The organism is Nesterenkonia cremea, assembly GCF_014642675.1.
In the GTDB taxonomy this organism is placed as follows: domain Bacteria; phylum Actinomycetota; class Actinomycetes; order Actinomycetales; family Micrococcaceae; genus Nesterenkonia; species Nesterenkonia cremea.
In genome coordinates this window covers 91,709-107,129 of record NZ_BMIS01000007.1, presented here as the reverse complement: position 1 = coordinate 107,129, position 15,421 = coordinate 91,709, and the positions used below count along the sequence as shown (strand labels likewise).

Here is a 15,421-nt window from a genome sequence, read left to right as displayed (position 1 = left end):
ATCCGCTGGATCAAGGGTTGAAAAGGGCGCAAAACTGGAAGAGCACCAACCGCACGGTCAACGATTCAAAGGAGATTCTCATGACCGAGACGCTCGACCGCCCCATCGCTGAACAGGCCGGCACCGCAGCTCCCCAGCCGGAGCCGCAGTCGGAGTTCCAGAAGAAGGTGGATGCGCTCCAGAAGGATTGGGAGACCAACCCTCGCTGGAAGAACATCACCCGTGACTACTCCGCCTCCGAAGTCGTGAAGCTCCAGGGCACCGTGCAGGAGGAGAAGACTCTGGCCAAGCGCGGCGCGGAGAAGCTGTGGAAGCAGCTGACCGAGGAGCACGCAGCCGGCAAGTACACCAACTCGCTGGGCGCCCTCTCTGGAAACCAGGCCGTCAACTACGTCAAGGGTGGCCTGCGTGCCATCTACCTCTCCGGCTGGCAGGTCGCCGGCGACGCCAACAACTCCGGCCACACCTACCCGGACCAGTCGCTGTACCCGGCCAATTCGGTGCCCACTGTGGTCCGCCGCATCAACAACGCGCTGATGCGTGCCGACCAGATCGAGTACCTCGAGGGCGTCCGTTCCGTGGAGGACTACGTGGTCCCGATCGTCGCCGACGCCGAGGCCGGCTTCGGCGGCCCGCTCAACGCCTACGAGCTGATGAAGTCCATGATCGACGCCGGCGCGGCCGGTGTTCACTGGGAAGACCAGCTCGCCTCGGAGAAGAAGTGTGGTCACCTCGGCGGAAAGGTGCTCATCCCCACCAGCCAGCACATCCGCACGCTGCAGGCGGCGCGTCTGGCGGCCGACGTCCACAACGTCGACAGCCTGATCATCGCCCGCACTGACGCTGAGGCCGCCACGCTGATCACCTCGGACGTGGACGAACGGGATAAGCCCTTCATCACCGGTGAGCGCACCGCCGAGGGCTTCTACAAGGTCACCAACGGCATCGAGCCCTGCATCGAGCGCGCCAAGGCCTACGCTCCGTACTCGGATCTGATCTGGATGGAGACCGGCACTCCGGACCTGGAGGCAGCACGTCAGTTCGCCGAGGCGGTGAAGGCCGAGTACCCGGACCAGATGCTGGCCTACAACTGCTCGCCCTCCTTCAACTGGAAGAAGCATCTCGACGACGAGACCATCGCCAAGTTCCAGAACGAGCTGGGCAAGATGGGCTTCACCTTCCAGTTCATCACCCTGGCAGGCTTCCACAGCCTCAACTACTCCGCCTTCAACCTGGCCAAGGGCTACAAGGAGGAGCAGATGAAGGCCTATGTGGAGCTGCAGGAGGCCGAGTTCGCCGCCGAGTCCGACGGCTACACCTCCACCAAGCACCAGCGTGAGGTCGGCACCGGCTACTTCGATGCCATCTCCACCACGCTGAACCCTGAGTCCTCCACCACTGCGCTGAAGGGCTCCACCGAAGAAGGACAGTTCCACTGAGTCGATGACTCAGGTGGACGGAATCTGACAAAGGAGTCGGAGAGATGAACACCCCCAGCTCGATCACCATCAACGGCATCACACTGACCGGACCGCAGGCCCCGCGCCAGAACGAGGTCCTCACCGCAGATGTGCTGAGCTTCCTGGCCACGCTGCACCGGGAGTTCGGTCCCCGGGTAGAAGCGCTCGACGCCGTCGACGGCGCCTCCGATGAGGCGCTGGGAGAGGCCGGAGATGTGGCCGCCTCCTGGCACGCGCTGATCGAGAAGCAGCTGTCCGAGCCGCCGTGCACTTTCATCACCCCGCGCGGTCTGGCTCGGCAGGAGGGCCGCATCCTGTTCGAGGGCCAGCCGCTCTCGGCCGGGATCGTGGACTTCGGTCTGCACGTCTACCGCAATGCGCGGACTCTGATGGCGGACGGCCGGGCGCCGTTCATCTCGCTGCTCGGTCTGGAGTCGGAGGGGGAGCTGCAGCTCTGGCAGGATCTCTTCATCCGGGCCGAGGAGCTGGCCGGGCTTCCCGACGGCACCATCCGGGCCATCCATCTGGGCCCGGGGGAGCCGGACCTCGACGATGACGAGGACGGGGACGCCAGCAGCGCAGCGGTGCTGACCGGAGGAGGTCGCCGCATGAGCGCCGCGGCCTGAGCCGACAGCACCTGAAGAAGAGACGACCGCCGCCCAGGGTTCGAGGTCCCCTGGGCGGCGGTTTTCTCTGTGCTGAGGAGTTCTCCCGATCCCCCCACGTGTCAGTGAGCGTGATCAGTCAGAGTGGCGCTGGAGGAACTCGTAGACCTCGCGGGTGTCCACACCGGGGAAGGCACCCTGCGGCATCGCAGCCAGCAGGTGGGTGTTGGCGCGGGCGGCCGGCCAGGCGTTGCCGTCCCAGGTGTCGGCCAGCTCCGGCGGGGGCTGGCGGCAGCAGGTGGGGTCCTCCGGACAGCCCGACTTCGACCGCGAGGGGGTGTCCCGTCCGCGGAACCACTTCACATGGTCGAAGGGCACTCCGATGCTCAGCGAGTAGATGCCTGAGGAGTGCGCTTCGGTCCGCGCGGTGCACCAGAAGGTCCCGACGCCGGTGTCGGTGTACTGGTGGAAGGAACGGAACTTGTCCTCCACGTCGAATACCTGCCGGGAGGTCCACTCCCGGCAGATGGTCTGGCCCTCGATGGCTCCGGAGTGATCGGCGGGGAAGTTCACGCCGTCGTTCTCGTAGGCCTTATGGATGATCCCGGACTCATGCACCTTCTGGAAGTGGCAGGTGATGCCCAGGTGCTCTGTGGCCAGGTTGGTGAACCGGTGGGCGGCCGACTCATAAGACACGGCGAAGGCATCGCGCAGATCCTCGATGGCCAGCTCCTTGCGCTGCTTGGCGTTCTGCAGGAAGTCCACCGTGGTGCGCTCGGGCATCAGCAGCGAGGCGGCGAAGTAATTGGAGTAGACCCGCTGGCGCAGGAACTCGGAGTAGTCCTCGGGCTCGGTGTGCTCCAGGACCTCATGGCCCAAGGCCTGCAGCAGTACGGAGCGGGCATCCCAGTCCCGGGAGCGGCCCTGGGTCAGGTAGATGATCTTATTGCGCTGATCGGTCACCGAACGCGTGGAGTTGGGCAGGTTCGGCACGAACCGCAGCGAATAGCCCAGATGTTCGGCGATATCGGCGGCCACATGGTGGGAGAGCGGTCCGGCGGTGTGGCCGACGGCGTCAAGGAGCTCTTGGGCCGCGGACTCGATCTCCGGGTAGTAGTTGTTCTTCTGGCGCATCTCCTCGCGGAGCTCGGTGTTGGCCCGCCGCGCCTCCTCCGGAGTGGCGGCCTGCTCCTCGAGTCGGCGCCGCAGCTCGCGCTGCAGGGAGACCAGAGACTCGAGCACGTCCATCGGCAGGCGGTTGCTGATGCGCACAGTCGGCAGGCCGAGCGCGGCGTAGAGCGGTCCGCGCTGAGCCTTCTCCAGCTCGATCTCCAGGGCGGCGCGTTTGGAGGGCGGCTCAGCGCCGAAGAGGTCGTCCAAGCTCAGACCGAAGGTCTTGGCCAACTGGTTCAGCTGCGAGAGCTTGGGCTCCCGCTTGCCGTTCTCCAGGAGGGAGAGCTGAGAGGGGGCCGTCTCCAGGGCGGCGGCCAGATCGTCCAAGGTCATACCGGCCCGCTTGCGCAGGTGCCTCACCCGGCGGCCCAACGCGATGAGGTCGAGCTCTTCCTCCGAGTCCTCCGCAGGGAGCGCCTGTGCCGTCCGCATAGTCCTCCAGTCTAGTGCAGTGCAGGCCACACTGTGACATCCCTCATGTGATGCGTAAAACGTGCACGAATGTTATCGGGCATATATCCTGTGATGCGGCTCGCAGGCAGGTGTGTCCCGTCACTCCTGATTCTGAGCCTCAAGACCTCGAATATGAACGTAAGGGAGAGCCCGCTCATGGAGGAGCCCTCAACACTGTTGACCGTAGGCGGTCTGGGCATCATCGCCGTCACCGTCGGCCTGCTGATGTGGAACAAGGTGTCCCCGGTGGTGGCGATGGTGGTCACCCCGGTTGTGGGTGCGCTGCTGTTGGGCTTCGGTCTGACCGAGATCACCGAGTTCTTCGACTCCGGCGTCGCCCAGGTCATGGACGTCGTGGTGATGTTCATCTTCGCGATCCTCTTCTTCGGGATCCTCACTGACGCAGGGCTCTTCGACCCTGTGGTGCGTGCGCTGATCCTGGCCACCCGGGGCAAGGTCGTGCTGGTGACAGTCGGTACTGCCCTGATCGGTGTGGTGGCCCATATCGACGGCGCCGGCGCGACCACGTTCCTGCTCACCGTCCCAGCGCTGCTGCCCCTGTATCAGGCCCTGCATATGAGCCGCTACCTGCTGCTTCTGCTGCTGGCGATCTCCGCCGGCATCGTGAACATGATTCCCTGGGGCGGTCCGCTGGGGCGTGCGGCTTCTGTCCAGGGCATCGATCCGGTGGAGCTCTACCGTCCGCTGATCCCGCTGCAGCTCGTCGGCATCGTTCTGATCGTGATCGTCGCAGTGCTCTTGGGCGTCCGTGAGACCAAGCGCATCGACAAGCGGGTGGCCGCCGGCCAGATCGAGATGCAGGAGGAGGTGGACGTCCACAGCATCGCCGATGACTTCAGCCGCCGTCAGCAGGAGGAGCGGGCCGACATCGTGGAGAAGATGAACTCCGCCCGCTGGGTCTATTGGGCCAATGTCGCACTGGCGCTGGGCGTCATCGGCATCATGCTGGCCGACCTCCTGCCCCCGCAGTTCGCGTTCATGCTCGGTGTGGCTCTCGCCCTGCCGCTGAACTTCCGGGGCTCGAACCTGCAGATGCAGCGGATCCGCGCCCATGCTCCCAATGCACTGATGATGGGTGCGGTCATCCTGGCCGCAGCAGTCTTCCTGGGTGTGCTCAATGAGTCCGAGATGCTCGAGTCGGTGGCACTGTCCACCCTGGCCGTCCTGCCGGAGGGGCTCGGGCCGAATCTGCACCTGGCCATGGGTGCCCTCGGTGTGCCGATGGATCTGCTGACCTCCACCGACGCCTACTACTTCTCCGTGCTGCCGCTGGTGGATGCCACCGCGGGCCAGTTCGGCACCAGCTCGTTGGAGATCGCCCACGGCATGCTGATCGGCAACATCATCGGCACCTTCGTCAGCCCGTTCTCCCCGGCGCTGTGGCTGGCCCTGGGCCTCTCCGGAGCCAACCTGGGCGAGCACCTGCGCTACTCCTTCTTCATCATCTGGGGCTTCTCCATCCTGATGCTGCTGGCCGCACTCGGCCTGGGCATCCTGAGCATCCACTAGCTTCGCATTCAGGGGATACGGACACAGCGGGGCCCCGCAGGAGATCCGGCGGGGCCCCGCTGGGTCCGGGGAGGGCGCGAGCACTGGAGTGTGCTGTCACCAGCTTGTAAGATCCCAGCGATCAGGTTTTGGTAAGGTCGCAGGAGTTCCCACCCTCGACGAAGGAAATGATGTGACTTCCAGCACCGCCGAACCGGCAGTGAGTGTTCGGAACGTGTATAAGGCCTTCGGAAAGCGGCCTCAGGAGATCGTACGCCGCGTCAAGGAAGGCACGGACCGTTCTGACCTCAAGAGCCTCGGCACCGCTGCGGTGATCGATGCGAGCTTCGATATCCCTCCCGGAGAGATCTTCGTGGTCATGGGCCTCTCCGGCTCTGGGAAGTCCACATTGATCCGCACCCTCAATGGGCTCCAGCCGCCCACCGACGGCGTCGTGGAGATCATGGGCCAGGACATCACCGCGGCCTCCCCGGCTGAGCTGCGCGCCATCCGGCGTGAGCATCTGGCCATGGTCTTCCAGCACTTCGCGCTGCTTCCGCATCGCACAGTGGCCCAGAATGCAGCGTATGCCCTGGAGGTCCGGGGCGAGTCAAAGGAGGCGCAGCGCCAGCGAGCTGAGGAGGCTCTGGCGATGGTGGGCTTGGACGGGTGGGGCGATCACCGTCCCGATGAGCTCTCCGGCGGCATGCGCCAGCGCGTGGGGCTCGCCCGTGCCTTGGCCGCCGACACCGACATCATGCTCATGGATGAGGCCTTCTCCGCCTTGGATCCGCTGATCCGTCGGGATATGCAGACCCAGCTGTTGGAGCTGCAGAAGGATCTGGGCAAGACCATCATCTTCATCACCCATGACCTCAATGAGGCCATCCGCCTCGGGGACAGGATCGCGATGATGAAGGACGGCCGAATCGTTCAGCAGGGCACTGCCTACGATCTGGTGACCCAGCCGGCTGATGACTATGTGGCCCGCTTCGTCGAGGAGATCGACCCGGCGAGCATCCCGGCTCCAGGAGGTGCGGCATGAGCGAGAACATCATTCTGGCTCAGGAGACTGACGGCGCCGGGGTTCCGCGCGTCCCCTACGGCAGCTGGCTCGAGGACGCCTTCGACTGGCTCACCAGCACCTTCAGTGCCGTGGTCGACGGTGCCGACGCCGCGCTCAGCACTGTCTCCGGCGGCCTGGCCGATCTCTTGGCCGGCCCGGACGCCTTGGTGCTGGCGCTGATCTTCGTGCTGGTCGGCTGGCTCCTGCGTGACTGGAAGATGGCTCTGCTGGCGATCCCCCTGATGGTCTTCATCATCAGTGCGGACCAGTGGGAGAACGCCATGGAGACCTTGGCGCTGGTGGCGGTGGCCGCCGTCGTCGCGCTGATCATCGGTATCCCGCTCGGCGTGCTGGCTGCGAAGAACAGCATGGTCTCCAACGCGGTCAGGCCGGTGATGGACCTGATGCAGACTATGCCCGCCCTGGTCTGGCTGATCCCGGCCATGGCCATGTTCGGTCTGGGGATGGCGGCCGGCATCTTCGCCACGGTCATCTTCGCGCTGCCTCCGGGAGTGCGCCTCACCGAGCTGGCCATCCGCCAGGTGGACCAGGAAGTCGTGGAGGCCGGGCACGCCTTCGGCTCCACGCCCTGGCAGATCCTGATGCGCATCCAGCTTCCCCTGGCCACCAAGACCATCATGGCTGGAGTCAACCAGGTGATCATGCTCGCCCTGTCCATGGCGGTCTTCGGCGGGTTCGTCGGCGCCGGCGGGCTGGGCAATGAGGTCAGCCGCGCGATCAACACCCTGGACCTCGGCCTCGGGCTGGAGGCCGGGCTCTGCGTGGTCATGCTGGCGATCTACCTCGACCGCGTCACCGCCTCCATCGGCTCCGGGGGAAGCCTGGCGGGACGCCTTCTCCGCACCAAGGGCATGGGCTTCCGCAAGGCCACCGGACTTGCCTCCGCATAGACCTACAGGCAGAACACATCGCACCAGAGGAGAGAAGGAACAGAACAATGGCAGTACGCAACGGAAGGCTCACCACCCTCACCGGACTCTCGGCCGCGGCCATCCTGGCGCTGAGCGCCTGCGGCGACGGCGGGGACGACGGCGACGGCAACGGTGACGACAACGGCGGAAACGGTGACGGCGGCACCGTCACCCTCGGCTACATCGATGGTTGGACCGACGGTTCCTCCACCACGTTCCTGTGGCAGCACATCCTGGAGGAGCAGGGCTACGACGTCGAGATCGAGGCGCTCGGCGACGCCGCCCCGGTCTACCAGGGTCTGGCCGACGGCGACATCGACGTCTACCCCTCGGCGTGGCTGCCCGGAACCCACGCCGAGTACATGGACGCCCACGGAGACGACCTCGAGGACCTCGGTGCCTACTACGAGGGAGCTGTGCTGACGCTGGCGGTGCCCGAGTACACCGAGATCGACTCCATCGAGGAGCTCAGCGAGAATGCCGCCGACTTCGACAGTGAGATCGTGGGCATCGAGGCCGGCGCCGGTCATATGGACGCCACTGCGAATGACGTCATGCCGGGCTACGGTCTGGACGACTTCGAGCTTGTGGAGTCCTCCACCGCGGCCATGCTCTCTGAGCTGGACAACGCGATCGAGGCCGAAGAGGACATCGTGGTCACCCTGTGGCGTCCTTTCTGGGCCTACGGCTCCTGGGACCTGAAGGATCTTGAGGATCCGGAGGGCCTCTACGGCGACGAGGAGACGCTGAACCTCGTGGCCAACGCCGACTTCTCGGAGGAGTTCCCGGAGGTCGCCGAGTGGATGGCTGACTTCGAGCTCAGCGACGATGAGTACGCCGAGCTGGAGCGTCTGGTCGTGGAGGAGCACGACGGTGACGCCGAGGGTGCCGTGGAGTGGGCCGAGGCTCACCCCGAGATCATCGAAGAGATCACCGGCGAGTGATCTGAGCGTCGCATAACGTGACCGCCGGGGCTTGAGCCCCGGCACAACTGCTGAGGCCCCGCAGGTGATCCTGCGGGGCCTCACGCTGTCTGGATGGGTCTCCGGCGGACTCCCGGGCAGGGGAGGGCGGCGCTCAGTTCAATGCAGCCCGGCTCACCTCAGCTGCGCAGGATGCCCTCGGCGATCTCGCGGGCCTCGGCCAGCAGCTCTCCGCCGTAGATGCGGTGGTGGGCGAAGGCGCCCTCCAGCAGCAGGAACAGATGCTCCGCAGTGCGCTGGGCGTCGGGGATCTGCGGGCAGTCCTCCTCGATCAGGTCCCGGAGCCGCTGGCAGATCGCATGCTTGTGCTCGTGGATGATCGGGTACGCCGGGTGGTCCTCATTCAGCTCGGCGGCCGCATTCAGATAGGCGCAACCGCGGGTGACCGTCTGAGCATCCGTCATATAGACGTCGAAGAAGGCCAGTGCCCGGGGTGAGTCTGCCGTGGAGACGGCGCGCTCCAGAGTCGGCCACCAGCTGTGATGCCGCTGGGTGAGATAGGCGGCCACCAGCCCGTCTTTGTTGCCGAAGTTCTTGTACAGGATCGGCTTTGTCACCTCAGCCTCGGCGGCGATGGTGTCCACGCCTACGGAGTGGATGCCCTGTTGGTAGAACAGCCGCGAGGCGACCTCCAGGATGCGGTGCGCCCCGGGAGTGAGGTTCTCGATCGGGGTGGTCTCGATGGCCACGTGGGACTCCTTGACTTAACAGGTCTGTATACCTAATCTGGCGGCGTCAGTGGTTACCGACCTGTATACCAGGTGTCGGCCAGCCACAGGACCCATCTTCTCCCGACCAGTCTAGGAGGCCTGTCGTGACCAGCGCCGCCCCGCCGCAGAACGCAGAATCCGCTGCGCTGAGCCCCCGGCAGACCACCCAGCTGGCGGCCTCGGGGCTGGTGCTCATCGCCGTGTCCTATGGGTTGGCTCGCTTTGCCTACGGACTCTTCGTGCCGGCCTTCCGTACCGAGTTCGGCTTGGACCCCGGCGCCGTCGGGATGATCGGCTCTGCCAGCTATGCCGCCTACTGCCTGGCCATCTACCCGGCCATGATGCTCCCCCCGCGGCTGGGCAGCCGCACCATGGCCGTCATCACCGGTGCGCTGGCCACCATCGGCACCGCTCTGGTGGGCCTGGCGCCCCATGCCGCTGTGCTCACCCTGGGGGTGGTGCTGGCCGGGATGAGCACCGGGTTGGCCTCTCCACCGCTGGCCCATGCCGTCTCCGCCCGAGTGGCACGCCCACGCCGGGACCGGGTTCAGACCATCATCAACGCCGGCACCGGGCTGGGCGTGGCCGTCTCCGGGCCGGTGGCGCTGCTGACCCTGGCCCACTGGCGCAGCGCCTGGCTGATCTTCGCCGCCGTCGCGCTGCTGACCACGCTCTGGGTGGCCCGCAGCGTTCCGCACGCCCGCGTGCCACAGCCCAGCCCAGAACCGCCCCGCGCAGAACGCCCCCACAGCATCGGCCATCTCCTGCGCTCCCTGCTGCCGGATCCGCTGCTTCCCGACGGCGCCCTCCGGCTCCACGCCACGGCGGTCCTGATGGGCGCGGCCACTGCCGCGGTCTGGGTCTTCGGCCAGGACGTGCTCATCGACAGCGGCGGCCAGAGCCGGTTCATCGCCACGGCGGCCTGGTCCGCCCTGGGACTCTGCGGCCTGCTGGGCGCAGCCGCCGGAGACATCGCCCATCGCGTCGGACTCCGAGCCGCCTGGGGGAGCAGCGCTGCGCTCATCGTCCTGGCCACGTCCGTGATCGGTGTGCTCCCCGGGGAGGCTGCGCTCAGCGTGCTGGCCTCCGGAGCCTTCGGCGCGGCCTATATCGGAATGAGCGGTCTGATCCTGATCTCCGCGGCCGCCACCTATCACCAGCACCCGGCGGCCGGCGTCGGGTTGGCCTTTCTGGTGCTGGCGTTGGGCCAGAGCATCGGAGGCTCGCTGGTGGGAGGCCTCCTGGGATGGGTGGGCGCCGCTGCGGCCTTCGCCGCGGCCGCCGGCGTCGGGCTGATCTCCGCGGTCCTGGCTCCCAAACATCTGATGGGCCCACACACCCGCGAGCTGCGGACGGTGGAGCGCACCTGAGGCGCGCCGCCCCAGCCCGCTCACCCCGCGCCCAGCCCAGTTCACTATCGAACTCAACCCGGTTTCGCTGGGGGTTAACCTCAGTCCCGCCTCAGAGTCTCCTTCCGTTCACATCGGATCGGTTGAGTGGCCGAATGCGTGCACAGGTTCCCTGTGCCCACATCCGAATCACTCGTAGTCGAGCAGGAGGAGCCGACGCATGTCAGCTGAGCGTACCGAGACCGTCCGCAGGATCCCCTTCACCCGGTTGGCCACCGCCGGGATCGCAGGCATCTTCGCTCTGACCGCCTGCGGCGAATCCGCCGCCGATGAGGACGGCGGCGCAGAGAACGGCGACGCCGAGGCCTCGGAGAACAGCGACGACGTCATCACCCTCACCGGCGTCCCCGCAGAGGACGCCACCCACCTCGAGGCAGGCTTCGAGCTGCTCATGGAGGTCCTGGAGGAGGAGACCGGCCGGGAGGTCGAGTTCAGCGAGGTCACCGACTACAACGCCGTCATCGAGTCCCTGATCGCAGGTCAGGCCGATATGGCCATCGGCTCGCCCTTCACCTACGTCCGTGCCGGCGACCAGGGCGCCGAGGTCGAGCTGCTCGGCGGCCGTGTGGAGGAACAGGGCGAAGAGGCCGGCTACGTCTCCTACGCGCTGGTCCCCTCCGGCTCCGACATCGAGGACCTGGAGGACGTCGAGGGCGGCAGCGTCTGCTACGTAGAGCAGGGCTCCACCTCCGGCTACCTCTACCCCTCAGCCGGCATGATCGAGGCGGGCCTGGACCCCATGGAGGACGTGGAGCCGCAGTTCCCCGGATCCCATGACGGTGCAGTGCTGGCCATGCTCGACGGCCAGTGCGATGTGGCCTTCGCCTATGACTCCATGGTCACCACTCTGCTGCCCGACCGCGGCGAGCTGGAGGAAGAGGACTACGAGATCATCTGGGAGTCCCCGATGATCCCCGCCGCCCCGATCTTCATGAACGCCGAGACCCTCGACGAGGAGCTGCAGGAGCAGCTCCGCGGCATCTTCTCCGACGAGATGATCAACGTGGACAACCTGGTCGAGGCCGGCTACTGCGACTCCGCCGAGGAGTGCTCCCTGCCCGAGGGGTCCTACGAGTACACCCCCGTGGAGGACGGCCTCTACGACGGCATCCGCGAAGTCTGCGAGATCACCGAAGCCGAAGCCTGCAACAGCTGAGGCTCACCCCTCGCCGACCTCTCAAGGAGAAATCCCCATTGTCTGTGCCGACCGACTATGACCTGAGCCTGAGAGACGTCTTGAAGTTCTTCCCGCCCTCCACCACTGCGGTGAAGGACGTGAGCTTGGACGTGGGCCCGGGAACCTTCACCGTCCTCCTGGGGCTCTCAGGCTCAGGGAAGTCGACCCTGCTGCGCCTGCTCAACGGACTGCACACCCCCACCGAGGGGGAGGTCCGCGTGCTGGGCACCGACGTGGCCCAAGCCGGACGGTCTGAGCTGCGCCGGCTGCGCAGGGACATCGGTATGGTCTTCCAGCAGTTCCACCTGGTGGGGTCGATGTCCACCCTGGAGAATGTGTGCACCGGTGCGCTGGGCAGCCTGCGCGGGCCGCGCGTCGGGCTGTTCAGCTACCCCAAGTCGGTCCGCCAGCGGGCCCTGGAGCAGCTGGAGCGGGTGGGGCTGGCCGATCATCGATTCCAGCGCGCCGACACGCTCTCCGGCGGTCAGCAGCAGCGCGTGGCCGTGGCCCGCGCCCTGGTCCAGCGGCCCCGGATCCTGCTGGCCGATGAGCCGGTGGCCTCCCTGGACCCGGAGTCCAGCAACCAGGTGATGTCGCTGATCGCGCGCATCGCCCGGGAGGACAGCCTGACCGTGGTGTGCAGCCTCCACCAGGTGGAGCTGGCTCTGCAGTGGGGCGACCGCGTCTTCGGGCTGCGCCATGGCGAGCTGGTTCTGGACGACAGCTCCTGCAACATCACCCACGAGCGGGCCATGTCCATCTACGGAAACTCCGCCGTGCTGCCCGCAGCCGCGGGAGCCGGCGCGGCCGCGACGAGCGGAGCAGCGCTCTGATCATGGCCGTACAGACGGACGAACGCCCGCAGACCACCCCAACGCCCGACGCCGGCTCCGGAGCCGGGACTGCGGCGGCCTCGAGCGACGGCCGCACCCTGCCCAAGCCCTCGCCGCGCGGCATCACTGTGGCCGTGGTGCTGGGACTCTTCCTGGCCGGCGGCATCTGGTCGGTCATCGACCTGCGGATCAACTTCGCGTCCCTGATGGACTCCTGGGCCAACACCCAGAACTTCATGGGACGCGCCCTGCCGCTGGACTTCCCGGCCTGGGACGAGCTGCTGCGCGGGACGCTGACCACGCTGAGCATCGTGCTGCTGGCCACGCTGCTGGCGGTGCTGATCTCCATCCCCTGTGCGCTGATGGCCGCACGGACCACCTGCCGCTCGGCGGCGCTGCGCACCTCCTCCCGGGTGTTCATCGTCATCATGCGCGCCATCCCGGAGCTGATCCTGGCGCTGTTCTTCCTGCGCATCTATGGCTTCGGCGCCGGTGCCATCGCCGGCATCCTGGCCCTGGGCCTGCACTCGGTGGGCATGCTCGGCAAGATGTACGCCGATGCCATCGAAGACCACGACGACGGCCCCCGGCAGGCTCAGGAGACCGCCGGAGCCAAGCGGATCCAGCAGATCTTCGGCTCCGTCATGCCGGGCATCACGCCGGCGGTCATCGCCCATGCCCTGCACCGCTTCGACATCAACCTGCGCGCCTCGGTCATCCTCGGCTGGGTGGGCGTGGCCGGTCTGGGCGCCGACCTGCGCGCGGCTCAGGGCGTGGGTAACTATCCGCGCCTGCTGGCCCTGGGCCTGATCGTTCTGCTGCTGTGCATCCTGGTGGAGATCATCTCCGGACGGCTGCGTATGAAGCTGCTCGGCCGTGCTGAACCCAGCCGCTTCGGCGTGCTGTGGGCCTGGCAGAAGCTGCGTTCGCGCTGGTCGGGGGAGCGGCTGGAGACTCGGCCCTCCCTGGGCAGCCGCACCATCCCGCCCTGGGACGGAGCGCGGATCGCCCGGTTCAGCCATATCGGGCTGACCCTGGCGCTGATCCTGGCCTCGGTCGTCTACATCGAGTGGAGCGCGCTGCTGGCCCTGCTCGCCTCCTGGACCGACGCCGACGTCAGCTCCTGGGAGGTCTTCACCGGAGAGTTCCACGTCGCCGCCTTCTTCACCGGGCTGGTGGACCTGCCGGAGGAGAGCCAGCGCTGGTTCCCGCCGCATGACGGAGACATCCAGTCCACGATCTTCGCTCAGATCCTGGTGACCATCCAGATCGCCCTGGCGGCCACCTTCCTGGGTGCCCTGCTGGCGCTTCCGGTGGGCGCCCTGGCGGCACGCAATGTGGCGCCGCGCCCCGGCCTCGCCCAGTTCTTCCGCATGGTCATCGTGGTGACCCGCGGCGTTCCGGAGCTGATCCTGGCGCTGTTACTGATCATCATCATGGGCCTTGGAGCCGTGGCCGGAACGCTGGCGCTGGCCCTGGGCGCGATGGGCCTGCTCTCCAAACTGGTGGCCGACTCGATCGAGGACACCGATGTGAGGATCCAGGACGCCCTGGTCACCGGCGGCGCAGGGAGGGCCCAGGTCTTCTTCGCCGCGACCATGCGCCAATCCGCGCCCGCCGTGGTCTCCCATGTGCTCTACCAGCTGGATGTGAACTTCCGCTCGGCCACCCTGCTGGGGATCGTGGGCGCCGGCGGCATCGGCTACCAGCTGGAGATGGCGCGGCGGACCCTGCAGTGGGAGGTGGTGACCTACATCCTGATCTGTGTGGTCGCCGTCGTGCTGCTGATCGAGGCGGTCTCCGTGTTCATGCGCCGGCTGATGCGCTGAGGGCCGAGTGCTGAGAGCAGCCTACTCCTCGGAGGACTGGCCCGGCTGGCGTCGTCGGGATTCGCCCTGCTTCACGTCATAGCGGCCGTGGACGTACCAGTAGAGCAGCAGGGAGACCGCGACGACGCCGGCGCAGCTGGCGTACATGGTGCGGTAGCTGCCCAGCTCCACCAGCTGGCCCAGCACCAGCGGTCCGAGGCCGAAACCCATATCCATCATCAGGAAGAAGGTGGAGATGCCGATGCTGGTCCGGTGGGCCGGCAGGGCTGAGGCGATGATCGCCTGCAGCACCGGCAGGATGGAGCCGAAGCCGAATCCGGCCAGCGCTCCGGCGGTCAGCAGCACCGCCTGGTTGGGGGTCCAGGCCAGCAGGACCAGTGAGGCCGCATAGGCCAGGATGGCCGGGTAGACGGCCACATTGTCGCCGAACCGGTCTTGGATCTTGCCCATGAACAGGCGGGAGGCGAGCACGGCGGAGGCGTAGACCACGAAGAAGATGGAGGCGGAGTCGACCATCCCCTCGCTGTGGGCGAATCCGTTGAGGAAGGTCATCACCGAGGCGAAGCCCAGGCCCAGCAGGGCGGCCACCAGGGCGATGGCGAAGGCTCCGGGCTCGATGATGTCCTGCGGGCGCAGCATCAGCCGGTCGCGCAGCCTGGCCTGCCGCGTCTTCTGCTCGGGAAGGCGGATGAGCAGCGCGGCGGCCAGAGCCACGGCTGAGAGCACTGTGGTGGCCACGAACATCGCCCAGAAGCCGTAGTGGGCGGTCAGCTGGATGGCTCCCAGCGGGCCCAGTGCGGGCGGCAGCGCATTGGCCAGCAGATAGTAGCCGGCGCCCTCGCCGCGGCGCGACTTGGGGATGAGCTCGAAGACGGCGGCGTTCAGCGCGGTCTGCCCGAAGGCGAAGGCCGCGCCGTGAGCCAGGCGCAGCAGGATCAGCGTGGTGTAGGAGTCCACCACCAGATAGGCCAGTCCGGCGATCACATAGGCCACCAGGCAGGCCAGGATAGTCCGACGTCGGCCCAGGAAGTTCACATACTTGCCGGCGAAGACGCGCGCGCACAGGGCCCCGACCACGAATGCGGAGGCGGCGAAGCCGGCGGCCGTCTCTCCGGCGGCGAACTCCTCGGTCGCGTAGACGGCCATGCCCGTGACCAGCAGGAAGAAGACGATGGCCAGGAAGAGATTGATGATGATCGCGAGGAAGAAGTCCTTGGTGAAGAGCCTCGCATCATCAGTCACGCCACGATTCTTTCATAGTTCGCAGATACAACAAGCTGGT

General features: G+C 66.8%; 13 protein-coding genes. 10 read left to right on the top strand and 3 right to left on the bottom strand.

Going from position 1 to position 15,421, the window contains the following annotated elements; translation table 11 throughout:
• Positions 1-80 precede the first annotated feature (80 nt).
• Both aceA and IEW85_RS09090 read left to right on the top strand, forming a co-directional pair.
• Complete coding sequence (gene aceA, locus IEW85_RS09095; protein ID WP_188684901.1) at positions 81-1,439, top strand: isocitrate lyase; 1,359 nt, start codon at positions 81-83, stop codon at positions 1,437-1,439.
• A 44-nt stretch (positions 1,440-1,483) separates the two neighbouring features.
• A complete protein-coding gene (locus tag IEW85_RS09090; RefSeq protein WP_188684899.1) occupies positions 1,484-2,086 on the top strand; it encodes an aldolase/citrate lyase/malate synthase family protein in 603 nt (200 codons plus the stop codon).
• Positions 2,087-2,200: 114 nt separating this feature from the next.
• Here IEW85_RS09090 and IEW85_RS09085 read toward each other — a convergent pair whose 3' ends face one another.
• Positions 2,201-3,670, bottom strand: coding sequence for a helix-turn-helix domain-containing protein (locus IEW85_RS09085; RefSeq protein WP_188684897.1), 1,470 nt, complete (start codon positions 3,668-3,670; stop codon positions 2,201-2,203).
• A gap of 177 nt (positions 3,671-3,847) precedes the next feature.
• Between IEW85_RS09085 and IEW85_RS09080 the strand changes: the two genes are divergently transcribed.
• The 4 genes from IEW85_RS09080 to IEW85_RS09065 all read left to right on the top strand — a co-directional run bounded on the left by IEW85_RS09080 (position 3,848) and on the right by IEW85_RS09065 (position 8,142).
• Positions 3,848-5,221 carry a CitMHS family transporter gene (locus tag IEW85_RS09080; protein ID WP_188684895.1) on the top strand — a complete coding sequence of 458 codons (1,374 nt, stop codon included), beginning with the start codon at positions 3,848-3,850 and terminating at the stop codon, positions 5,219-5,221.
• Positions 5,222-5,393: 172 nt separating this feature from the next.
• A complete protein-coding gene (locus tag IEW85_RS09075; protein ID WP_188684893.1) occupies positions 5,394-6,245 on the top strand; it encodes a quaternary amine ABC transporter ATP-binding protein in 852 nt (283 codons plus the stop codon).
• Entirely contained in the window at positions 6,242-7,177 is a 936-nt protein-coding gene (locus IEW85_RS09070) for an ABC transporter permease (protein ID WP_188684892.1), read from the top strand. The genes IEW85_RS09075 and IEW85_RS09070 overlap by 4 nt, the downstream gene beginning before the upstream one ends.
• A gap of 47 nt (positions 7,178-7,224) precedes the next feature.
• Positions 7,225-8,142 (top strand): glycine betaine ABC transporter substrate-binding protein, encoded by a 918-nt coding sequence (locus tag IEW85_RS09065; RefSeq protein ID WP_188684889.1) that lies wholly within the window; start codon positions 7,225-7,227, stop codon positions 8,140-8,142.
• Between the two features lie 158 nt (positions 8,143-8,300).
• On the opposite strand, the gene IEW85_RS09060 is transcribed toward IEW85_RS09065, so the two are convergent.
• Complete coding sequence (locus IEW85_RS09060) at positions 8,301-8,870, bottom strand: TetR/AcrR family transcriptional regulator (protein ID WP_188684887.1); 570 nt, start codon at positions 8,868-8,870, stop codon at positions 8,301-8,303.
• Positions 8,871-8,995: 125 nt separating this feature from the next.
• On the opposite strand from IEW85_RS09060, the gene IEW85_RS09055 reads away from it, so the two are divergent.
• The 4 genes from IEW85_RS09055 to IEW85_RS09040 all read left to right on the top strand — a co-directional run bounded on the left by IEW85_RS09055 (position 8,996) and on the right by IEW85_RS09040 (position 14,139).
• Positions 8,996-10,261, top strand: a complete 1,266-nt coding sequence (locus IEW85_RS09055) for an MFS transporter (protein WP_188684885.1) — start codon at positions 8,996-8,998, stop codon at positions 10,259-10,261.
• Positions 10,262-10,460: 199 nt separating this feature from the next.
• Positions 10,461-11,456 carry a phosphate/phosphite/phosphonate ABC transporter substrate-binding protein gene (gene phnD / locus IEW85_RS09050; protein WP_188684883.1) on the top strand — a complete coding sequence of 332 codons (996 nt, stop codon included), beginning with the start codon at positions 10,461-10,463 and terminating at the stop codon, positions 11,454-11,456.
• 44 nt (positions 11,457-11,500) lie between these two features.
• Positions 11,501-12,310, top strand: coding sequence for a phosphonate ABC transporter ATP-binding protein (phnC, locus tag IEW85_RS09045; RefSeq protein ID WP_188685027.1), 810 nt, complete (start codon positions 11,501-11,503; stop codon positions 12,308-12,310).
• A gap of 2 nt (positions 12,311-12,312) precedes the next feature.
• Positions 12,313-14,139, top strand: a complete 1,827-nt coding sequence (locus IEW85_RS09040) for a PhnE/PtxC family ABC transporter permease (RefSeq protein WP_188684881.1) — start codon at positions 12,313-12,315, stop codon at positions 14,137-14,139.
• A gap of 21 nt (positions 14,140-14,160) precedes the next feature.
• Here IEW85_RS09040 and IEW85_RS09035 read toward each other — a convergent pair whose 3' ends face one another.
• Entirely contained in the window at positions 14,161-15,381 is a 1,221-nt protein-coding gene (locus IEW85_RS09035) for an MFS transporter (RefSeq protein WP_188684878.1), read from the bottom strand.
• Between the last annotated feature and the right edge of the window lie 40 nt (positions 15,382-15,421).

Excerpts from the sequence above, each read along its gene's own strand:
- aceA (WP_188684901.1), top strand. The coding sequence starts at position 81 with ATGACCGAGACGCTCGACCGCCCCATCGCTGAACAGGCCGGCACCGCA.
- IEW85_RS09090 (WP_188684899.1), top strand. The coding sequence starts at position 1,484 with ATGAACACCCCCAGCTCGATCACCATCAACGGCATCACACTGACCGGA.
- IEW85_RS09085 (WP_188684897.1), bottom strand. The coding sequence starts at position 3,670 with ATGCGGACGGCACAGGCGCTCCCTGCGGAGGACTCGGAGGAAGAGCTC.
- IEW85_RS09080 (WP_188684895.1), top strand. The coding sequence starts at position 3,848 with ATGGAGGAGCCCTCAACACTGTTGACCGTAGGCGGTCTGGGCATCATC.
- IEW85_RS09070 (WP_188684892.1), top strand. The coding sequence starts at position 6,242 with ATGAGCGAGAACATCATTCTGGCTCAGGAGACTGACGGCGCCGGGGTT.
- IEW85_RS09065 (WP_188684889.1), top strand. The coding sequence starts at position 7,225 with ATGGCAGTACGCAACGGAAGGCTCACCACCCTCACCGGACTCTCGGCC.
- phnD (WP_188684883.1), top strand. The coding sequence starts at position 10,461 with ATGTCAGCTGAGCGTACCGAGACCGTCCGCAGGATCCCCTTCACCCGG.
- IEW85_RS09040 (WP_188684881.1), top strand. The coding sequence starts at position 12,313 with ATGGCCGTACAGACGGACGAACGCCCGCAGACCACCCCAACGCCCGAC.